Source organism: Ancylomarina sp., from assembly GCF_041555295.1.
Lineage (GTDB): Bacteria > Bacteroidota > Bacteroidia > Bacteroidales > Marinifilaceae > Ancylomarina.
This window is the reverse complement of sequence record NZ_JBFFKR010000133.1, coordinates 1-9,128: the sequence shown is the minus strand read 5'-3', so window position 1 is coordinate 9,128 and position 9,128 is coordinate 1. Positions and strand designations below refer to the sequence as shown.

At 39.0% G+C, this 9,128-nt stretch carries 8 protein-coding genes and 1 riboswitch; of the genes, 7 read left to right on the top strand and 1 reads right to left on the bottom strand.

The window, feature by feature from the left end; translation table 11 throughout:
- Positions 1–459, bottom strand: a 459-nt coding sequence (locus ABY905_RS10375) for a sodium:solute symporter family transporter (protein WP_372643354.1), incomplete at its 3' end; no start/stop codon positions are given.
- 223 nt (positions 460–682) lie between these two features.
- Positions 683–890, top strand: a riboswitch (cobalamin riboswitch).
- A 116-nt stretch (positions 891–1,006) separates the two neighbouring features.
- Here ABY905_RS10375 and ABY905_RS10370 point away from each other — a divergent pair.
- From ABY905_RS10370 to cobM, 7 genes are all read left to right on the top strand, one after another.
- The gene (locus ABY905_RS10370) at positions 1,007–1,618 is read left to right on the top strand and encodes a bifunctional precorrin-2 dehydrogenase/sirohydrochlorin ferrochelatase (protein WP_372643351.1); all 612 of its coding nucleotides are present in this window, start codon (positions 1,007–1,009) and stop codon (positions 1,616–1,618) included.
- A 40-nt stretch (positions 1,619–1,658) separates the two neighbouring features.
- The gene (cobA, locus tag ABY905_RS10365; RefSeq protein ID WP_372643349.1) at positions 1,659–2,420 is read left to right on the top strand and encodes a uroporphyrinogen-III C-methyltransferase; all 762 of its coding nucleotides are present in this window, start codon (positions 1,659–1,661) and stop codon (positions 2,418–2,420) included.
- Positions 2,421–2,641: 221 nt separating this feature from the next.
- Positions 2,642–3,457, top strand: coding sequence for a sirohydrochlorin chelatase (locus ABY905_RS10360; protein WP_372643346.1), 816 nt, complete (start codon positions 2,642–2,644; stop codon positions 3,455–3,457).
- A 125-nt stretch (positions 3,458–3,582) separates the two neighbouring features.
- The gene (gene cobI / locus ABY905_RS10355; protein ID WP_372643344.1) at positions 3,583–4,332 is read left to right on the top strand and encodes a precorrin-2 C(20)-methyltransferase; all 750 of its coding nucleotides are present in this window, start codon (positions 3,583–3,585) and stop codon (positions 4,330–4,332) included.
- Positions 4,333–4,532: 200 nt separating this feature from the next.
- The gene (gene cobJ, locus ABY905_RS10350) at positions 4,533–5,930 is read left to right on the top strand and encodes a precorrin-3B C(17)-methyltransferase (protein WP_372643342.1); all 1,398 of its coding nucleotides are present in this window, start codon (positions 4,533–4,535) and stop codon (positions 5,928–5,930) included.
- A complete protein-coding gene (gene cbiE, locus ABY905_RS10345; RefSeq protein WP_372643340.1) occupies positions 5,923–7,113 on the top strand; it encodes a precorrin-6y C5,15-methyltransferase (decarboxylating) subunit CbiE in 1,191 nt (396 codons plus the stop codon). Before cobJ ends, cbiE begins: the two co-directional genes overlap by 8 nt.
- Before the next feature lie 298 nt (positions 7,114–7,411).
- On the top strand, positions 7,412–9,128 hold a 1,717-nt coding region (cobM, locus tag ABY905_RS10340; RefSeq protein WP_372643337.1), incomplete at its 3' end, for a precorrin-4 C(11)-methyltransferase.

The window sequence follows — 9,128 nt, the reverse complement described above, 5'->3', positions numbered from 1 at the left end:
CTTATAATCTAAGTGTAGAAACTTTTCGAAGAATATACCAATTCCCACAATTTGTGAGGCAGCTGTAATCGTCATGAATAAGAAAATGAGCACTGACAGCATTAAGGCTGGTGCTTTTCCATAGCGTTCTTCCAATAATTGAGGTTGCGTGATGCTCCCCACTTTTCGAATGGCTCTCGCAAATACAAAGAGTAAACCAGTAGAGAATAAAACGGGCATACCATAAATCCAAAAGGCACTGATTCCATTTTGAAAGGAATGATCAGCCGTTTCGATAGCAGAACCTGCTCCCCACCATGAGGCGATAAACGTTATGGCTAAGGCTAAGAAAGAGAGAGATCTATTAGCTAGGAAATAGCCTTCAACAGAATCACTTTTCTTAGAAAATAGTGATGACCCAACAATTAGAATAACATAGATTGATAATAGGGTAATGGAAAATATTTGAAGAGGTGCCATGTGATTTTAGTACTTAAAAATTGGTTTAAGATACATAGATACTGATTTTCTGATTGAATAGAATAATATAAAGAATAATTAGTCTGAATTAGAAACGTTGATAGTCTAATCTGAAACCTTATGATGTTGATATTTAACACCTGTTCAGGATATTGATGTTTTATAACAAATCCTAAAAAGAACAAAACGTCTTCAAATTGTTTTGGAGAGAATAAAAAACGCTTACATTTGACGCAGTTTTGGTGAAAGCTTAATCGTCGATTGAGCTTTAAAAGGGAATTCGGTTAAAATCCGAGACAGCCCCCGCTACTGTAAGTTTTTTATGGTTTTTACCACATCCACTGTTCGCATTTTGCGGATGGGAAGGAAAGAAACCGATCTTTTGATCTACGAAACAAGTCAGGAAACCTGCCAAAAACTGTAATCAAACTTGAGACTCTTGGGGAAGGGAGTTGTTTGTAGATCTTATCATCTTCAATAGTGCCATATACCCCATAAATCGAGTTAGGTTACACTGCTATCAATTTATTAATATAAAAATTGTACGATGAGCTGGTATCCTGTAAGTCTGAATTTAAAGGGCCGAAATTGTTTAATTGTGGGTGGAGGTAAAGTTGCTGAGCGCAAGCTGAAATCTTTGATTAAGGCTGAAGCTAACGTGACACTTATTGCTCCCAAAATTAATGCGATATTACAAGAAATGCGTGAGGCAGGTGCCTACCATTATCTTAATAGTACGTACCAAGCCAATGATGTCAATGGCTTCTTTCTTGTAATAGCTGCCACTGATTGTTCAGAAACAAATTCTCAAATCGGGGAAGATTCAGAATCGCAGGCTATTCTATTCAATTCAGCCAATTCGTCTGAGTATTCCAATTTTTATCCTGCGGCTGCAAGCCAGTGTGGCGATATTCAATTGGCTGTTTCATCAAATGGTCAAAATCCCTATTTAGCTAAGAAAATCCGTAAATATCTCGATCAGAAATTTGATTGCTCTTTGCAAGATGACGTTCTGGAATTGGGGCATCTAAGAAACCAGTTGGTTAAGGATACTATTGGACTTGGGGAAAAGGAAAAGAAGGCTTTTATGAGAGATAATTTACTTGAAAAGGTAGATGCGTTATTAAATAAAATTGATAAAAACACTTGGGAATTATAAAGTCGATTGACTTATTAAGATACTTGATATATAAAAGATAATGAACGGAAAAGTATATATAACCGGTGCAGGACCTGGAGATAAAGGTTTAATTACGGTTAAGGCTGCTGAGGCTTTAAAAATCGCCGATGTGGTATTCTATGACTACTTGGTGAATATTGAACTTCTGGACTATTGTAAGGACAGTTGTGAAAGCATTTATGTTGGGAAAAAGCATAAGAATCACACTTGCCCTCAGGAAGATATCAATCAGATGATTGTGGATTATGCCAAGACGGGGAAAACGGTTGTTCGTCTCAAAGGAGGCGATCCCTATGTGTTTGGACGTGGAAGTGAAGAAGCAATCAAATTGCTTGAAAATGGAATCGAGTTTGAAGAGATTCCAGGTATCACTTCGGGTATTGCTGCACCTGCTTATGCCGGTATTCCTGTTACGGCTCGTAATGTTTCTTCTTCAGTGGCATTCTTCACGGGTCATCCACCTGTAAGTCGTGAAAGAGATTTACAATGGGATAAAATCTCTACGGGTATTGATACCCTTGTTTTTTATATGGGTATAACCAATGCACCAAATATCATTAATAATTTGATGAAACATGGGCGTTCTAAAGAAACTCCGGTTGCACTCATTCGTTGGGGAACTTGTCCTGAACAGGAGGTTGTAAAAGGCGAGTTGCATAATATTATCGCAAAAATGGAAGCTTTAGATTTTCGTCCACCTGCCATTATGGTTGTTGGCGAAGTGGTTTCTATATCAGATAAACTGATGGCTGTAGCTGAAGATGCTCAGATGGCTTATTAAGGCGTAATTATGTATTGAGAATTATCAATTACGATAAGGTAGAAATCTATAATTATGAATTGTGAATTATGAATTACGATAAAACGTAGTCGAGGTGGCAAGAAAGTCAAAAAGTGATAAACTGTAAGAGTCAGCCGAAGGCAGACCTGACAGAGTTTAACTATAAAAGATAGTAAGCTTAAAGAGTGAGGTTAATTATCTCACAACTCAAATCTAAAATTATGAAAGGAATATTACTGTGCGGACACGGTACTCGTGTTCAAGTTGGAGAATTAGCTTTTAAAGCATTTGCTGAGAAATTTGCCAGTACAATTACTGATTATGAAGTTGAATATGGTTTTCTAGAGCTTTCAGAACCTAATTTTGAGCAGGGCATAAGCAAGCTTAAAGCTAAAGGTGTTGAGGAGATTATTGCCATACCAGTTTTCTTATTCAATGGTGTTCATATCGCTTCTGATATTCCGAATCAGCTTCACGAGCTTCAGGAAAAACATGAGGTGAATATTAAATTGGCCAATTACATTGGCGTTTGTCAGGAAATGGTGGATCTTTCATTGGATCTAATCAAGAAGAGTATCTCTGATGAAGACATGAGCGATACAGCTTTCTTCCCAATTGGTATTGGAGCTTCTATGGCCGATTCAAATGGCGATATGCTCAAACTATCTCGTTTGGCTCAGGAAGAGTTGAAGATGCCATTCATGATCAATGCTTTTACTTCACGTATGACTTTCCCTTCTGTTGATAAAGCTTTGGCAGTTTTAGATCAATTATCATACAAGCGTATTATCGCTTTACCTTATATCTTCTTCCCAGGCGTTTACCTGGATAATGCAATCAGAAGCATTGAAGAATTCAGACTAAGACATCCTGAAAAGGAGTTCATTCTATGTCCTAAAATTGGCGAGAGTGATATGCTGATCGATATTCTGATGTTGAGATTAAAAGCAGTAGAAGAAGGCAAGGTGGATTTGATTGAAAGCAGAGATCCGTCTGCCTGTTCACATCACCACCATCACGGTCATCATCATCATTAATAAGTAGAGATGCACGACCGTGCGTCTGAAGATAAAAGTTAAGAAGGCGAAAACATGTTATTAGTTGTCAGTTATCAAGTAGAAAACCGATAACCATCAACCGATAACCGATAACAAAAAGATACATGTCAAAAACAAGTGGTAAAGTATATGGGGTTTCTTTAGGACCAGGCGACCCCGAATTGATTACGATCAAGGCCCTTAAAACACTTCAGCATTCTGATAAGATTTATTATCCAGCTAGTGTGTCTGAGAAAAAAGGCAATTCTAGTTTTTCACTTCCTATCTTGAAAGAGTTAGGTTTAAACGATTTGCAATTGCACCCAATTCCTCTGAAAATGTCTTATGACAGATCGGAAGCAGAAGGAGCCTATTTTGAATTATTTCAGAAAATCAAGGCCGATATAGAGCAGGATTTGCATGTTTCTGTGGTGAGTGAGGGTGATATTTCGTTCTTCAGCACATTTGCTTATCTGTTAAAGCACCTTAAAGCGAATGATATTTCATATGAAATGATTCCAGGTGTGCCCGCTTTTATTTTGGCAGGTGCTAAATCAAAATTGCCTATTTGCACTTTAAGTGATAAAGTTCTGGTTGATCCTAATGTGGATAGCCCTGAGGGGTTACTTAAGCAACTTCAAGAAAACGACACTATCGTGTTGATGAAGGTTTCTAAGGTAAAGACATGGATTGCGGACTTTATTTTAGAGCATAAACCAGAATTGTTCTATGGAGAATATCTGGGAACCGATAAGGAGTTTATCACTGACGATGCAGAAGTGCTTCGTGATAGAAGGATCCCTTATTTCACCATCATTATTCTGAAGAAGGTGAATAAGGATAAAGGCGGTGCACTGAGCGGAGTCGAAGTGTAAAAAGTAAAAAGGTTAAAGGAAGCAAAGTTCCGATAGTATCGGGAAAAGTTAACAAGTAAAAAGGTCAGCCCAAGCTATAAACCACGAAGTGGTTAAATATGAATAACCACGGGTGAAACCTGTGGAGAATACAGTCTCCTGTATAGAACCCTGAAGGGGTTCAACTTTGGAGTTTTGATATTAAATACAAAGAGAATAAGATGCAAGGAAAAATATATATCGTTGGTTTAGGTCCTGGTGACCCAAATATGTTTTTAAATCCAGCTATCAATGCCATTAAAGAGGCAGATGTTGTTATTGGATACAAGTACTATTTCCAATTTATTCAAACTTTCCTTCAGGAAGGAACAGAGTGTTTGGATACAGGAATGAAACAGGAAACTCAACGAGCAGAGATTGCTTTTGAATACGCAGAGCAAGGCAAGAAAGTAGCTGTTATTAGTTCTGGTGATGCTGGTATTTATGGTATGGCTCCACTGATTTATGAGATGGCTGAAAAGCGCGATTCGAGTGTTGAAATCGAATTGATTCCTGGCATTTCTGCTTTCCAGGCTGCGGCTGCCAAATTGGGAGCTCCGATTGGTCACGATACCGTTATTCTGTCTTTATCTGATTTGTTAACGCCATGGGAGTTGATCGAAAGACGTATTAAAGCAGCTGCTTTTGGCGATTTTGTCACCGTATTATACAACCCTAAAAGTAAGGGACGTTACTGGCAAATTTATCGTCTTCAGGAAATTTTCCTTGAGGAGCGTAGCCCGGAAACACCAGTTGCCATTGTTCGCCAGGTTGGACGTGCTGAAGAGAATATTGAGCTTAGTACGCTAGCCGAAGTAGATCTTGAAAAAGTAGATATGTTCTGCCTGGTTGTGATTGGCAACTCTCAATCTTATATATCTAAGAATAATAAATTCATAACCCCGCGCGGTTATTACTCTAAATACAGTGAGAACGGTAAGCCCGGACCACTGATCATGCAAAAGAGTTTTGCCACTATTGCTGAAGAGTTAAAGGGGAAAGATATAGCCTTGGAGACAAAATGGGCTTTATTGCATTTGATTCATACTTCGGCAGATTTTCAAATGGTTGACCTATTGAAGGTACGCAACAACGCTTTGAATGTTTGGCATGAGAAGTTGAAAAATGGGGGTGTGATTATCACTGATGTCACCATGATAACTTCTGGAATTCGTAAGGCCGCTTGTGAGCGAATGGGTATAGAAGTGAAATGTTATTTACACGATCCTCGTGTGGCTGAATTGGCCGAAAAGCACAAGATCACCCGTACTCAAGCGGGTATTCGTTTGGCGGTTGAAGATCATCCTGATGCGCTTTATGTATTTGGTAATGCACCGACTGCTCTAATTGAACTAACAGCTCTAATGCGTTCGAAGAATTTCTCACCAATGGGAATTATTGCATCGCCAGTCGGTTTTGTTAATGTAGAAGAATCAAAGCATAGAGTGAAGAGTTTTGCAAAACTACCAGCCGTTATTATTGAAGGACGAAAAGGTGGGTCAACATTAGCTGCAACTATCGTTAATTCGGTATTAAGCTTAGACGATGCTAAAGAATTAAAAGTTGGTCGCGATGTCTAAATTTGTGGTCATAGGCATTACAGATATGCCACATCCAAATCTGAATAGAGAAGCCATTCAGCATATTGCTAAGTCTCGTTTCTTCTCGGGAGGTATACGTCATAAGGCCTTGATTCAGGATTTTTTGCCTGAAAATGCCGAGTGGATTAATATTACGGTGCCTTTGACTGATGTCTTTGATCAGTACAGACAAATTGATGAGACTATTGTTGTCATTGCTTCGGGTGATCCTCTTTTCTATGGAATAGGGAACACGATTAAACGTGAATTTCCCGAAGCTGAACTTTTGGTATATCCGGCACACAATAGCCTTCAGCTTTTAGCACATCACTATCAGTTGGAATATGGTAAAATGCACATTGCAACACTTACCGGTCGCGATTGGCCTGAAATCGATTTGCCATTGATTAGAGGTGAACAGATGATTGGTGTTTTAACCGACAGGCAAAAAACACCAAAGACCATTGCTCAATATCTACTCGACTACGGTTTTGACAATTACGATTGCTACTTGGGTGAAAAACTAGGTGGGCCTAATCAAAAATGTCAGAAGCTAAGCATAGCTGAACTTTTAGAAGTTGATTTCGTTCACCCAAATTGTATGATATTGGTTCAGAATAAGCCTATCATTCGCCAATTCGGTATTCCCGACCAGGCTTTCCAAACTCTTGATGGGCGTCCGAAAATGATGACCAAGAGTCTGATTCGTTTGGCTAGTTTGTCGAGCCTACAATTGGATTCAGCCTCTGTCCTTTGGGATGTGGGTTATTGCACAGGATCGGTTTCAATTGAAGCCAAGCAAGCTTTTCCAAAACTGAAGGTGATTGCTTTTGAAAAGAGAACGGAGTCGGATACTATTATTCGTAATAATATGAAAACCTTTCATGTTCCTGGAATCGATATTTATAATGGTGATTTCTTTGAGCAAGATATTGAAGTCTTAGCTGCTCCCGATCGCATTTTTATTGGTGGACATGGCGGCAAACTTTCTGAAATGATGCAGAAACTTCATGCTCTTTTAAAGCCCAATGGATGTATTGTATTCAATGCAGTAAGTGATGAAACCATATCAACATTTAAAGAATCCGCCCTTGAGTTAGGTATGCAATTAGAGAAATCAAGTCGCATACAATTGGATGATTTTAACCCAATTGAAATATTAAAAGCAACAAAAATAATGTAGATACGCACGATCGTGCGTCTATGATATGATGATGAGTTGATTTGGAGATGTGTTAATGTGATGATGCATGTTTTTTCACCAGTAAGAAACCACGAAGTGGTTAAATATGAATAACCGCGGGTGAAACCCGTGGTATATCGATACAAATATGATAGAACCCTGAAGGGGTTCAACAAAAATATAACAAGTAATTTGATTTCTCCTCCTTATTTTCAAGGAGGAGTACCCGACCCCGATTTATCGGGAGAGGGGGAGGTGGTTTTTTATATCACTGAGATCTTCAAAAAAATATAGACCCATGGATAAAATAGCCATAATCATAAATAATAAGCAGTCGCTGGAAGTTGCTGATACGCTTCGTAAAGAGCTGGATCAGGTTCAGATCTTTTCAGTTGGAGCTTACGAAGGAACGACTAAAATTGAATCGATAAACAGCTTCCTTGAAAAGGATTTTAATAACTACAACGCCTTTGTATTTATTGGAGCTTTAGGGATTTGTGTACGATCAATAGCACCATTTATTCAGAATAAGCAGATCGATCCAGCCATCATTAATATGGATGTGAAAGGTCAATATGTGCAGTCGGTATTGTCAGGACATAAAGGTGGCGCCAACCATTTGGCTAAAACGATTGCCAGTATTTCTGGCGGAACTGCTTTGATTACTACTGCTAGCGATACGCTGAACCTTTGGGCTTTGGATATCATCGGTAGAAAATACAAGTGGACAAACGAGTATTTCAATACCACAGAAAATGACTTTATTGCTGCTTTTGTGAATGGTAAAAAGACGGCTTTATTACTTGATATAAAAGATGAAGGTAGCGAGCAATTGGAAAGAACACTTCCTGATTTTGTAGAGGTCTTTTATGAGTTCTCAGCAATCAATCCTAAGGATTTCGACTTGATTATTGCATTGACACCAAAGCTTTATGAGACGACTCTTCCTATCTTATTCTTCCGCCCTAAATGCCTGCATTTGGGAACGGGTGCTCAAAAGAACATCAATGCTGATGAGTACGAAGCTCAAGTTTTAAACTTCCTTGAAGAACAAAACTACTCTAAGTATTCATTGGTGGCAATCAATACGGTTGACCTGAAAAAGGATGAAGCGGCTTACAAAGCGATGAGTGAAAAGCATGCATTGACTTTCAACTATTTTGGAGCGGAAGATTTAAATGAAATTGATGCTGATCTATTATTCTCAGAAGCTGCACATGCAGCAACAGGAGCTAATAATGTGAGCGAAGCTTCTGCTCTATTGGCATCGGGAGCTAAGAAGTTATTGATTGGAAAATCGAAGCATGTTGATTCTTTCGGAAAGCATTTCACTTTAGCTTTGGCTATGGATGTTCGCCAAGAAAGAAAAGCCGGTTTTGTAACCATTGTTGGTGCGGGGCCTGGCGATCCGGAATTGGTATCGGTTAAAGGAAAGAAGCTACTACAGAATGCAGACTTGATCCTATATGCAGGTAGTTTGGTTCCTCGTCGATTGACTGAATATGCTAAAGAAGGCTGTGTGGTTCGTAATTCAGCATCTATGACGCTTGAAGAGCAATTCGATATCATGCATGAGCATTATAAAATGGGACATTCAGTTGTGCGTTTGCATACAGGTGATCCTTGTATTTATGGTGCCATTCAGGAGCAGATGAATTTCTTCGATCACAACCATATGTCTTATGAAATTGTTCCTGGTATTTCTTCGTTTCAAGCGGCAGCAGCTCGTCTGAAATCACAGTTTACGATTCCTGATCGTATTCAAACCATTATTCTAACTCGTGGCGAAGGGCGTACGGCTATGCCAGAGAGAGAGAAATTAACGGAGTTGGCTAAGTTTCAATCGACCATTTGTTTGTTCTTAAGTGCGACTCTGGTTGATCAGGTTCAGTCTGATTTGTTGGCGGCTTATCCTCCTGAAACACCAATTGCTGTTTGTTATAAACTGACTTGGCAGGAAGAGAAAATCTGGAGGGGAAAATTGAAAGATTTAGCCAAGATTGTAAAAGAGAATG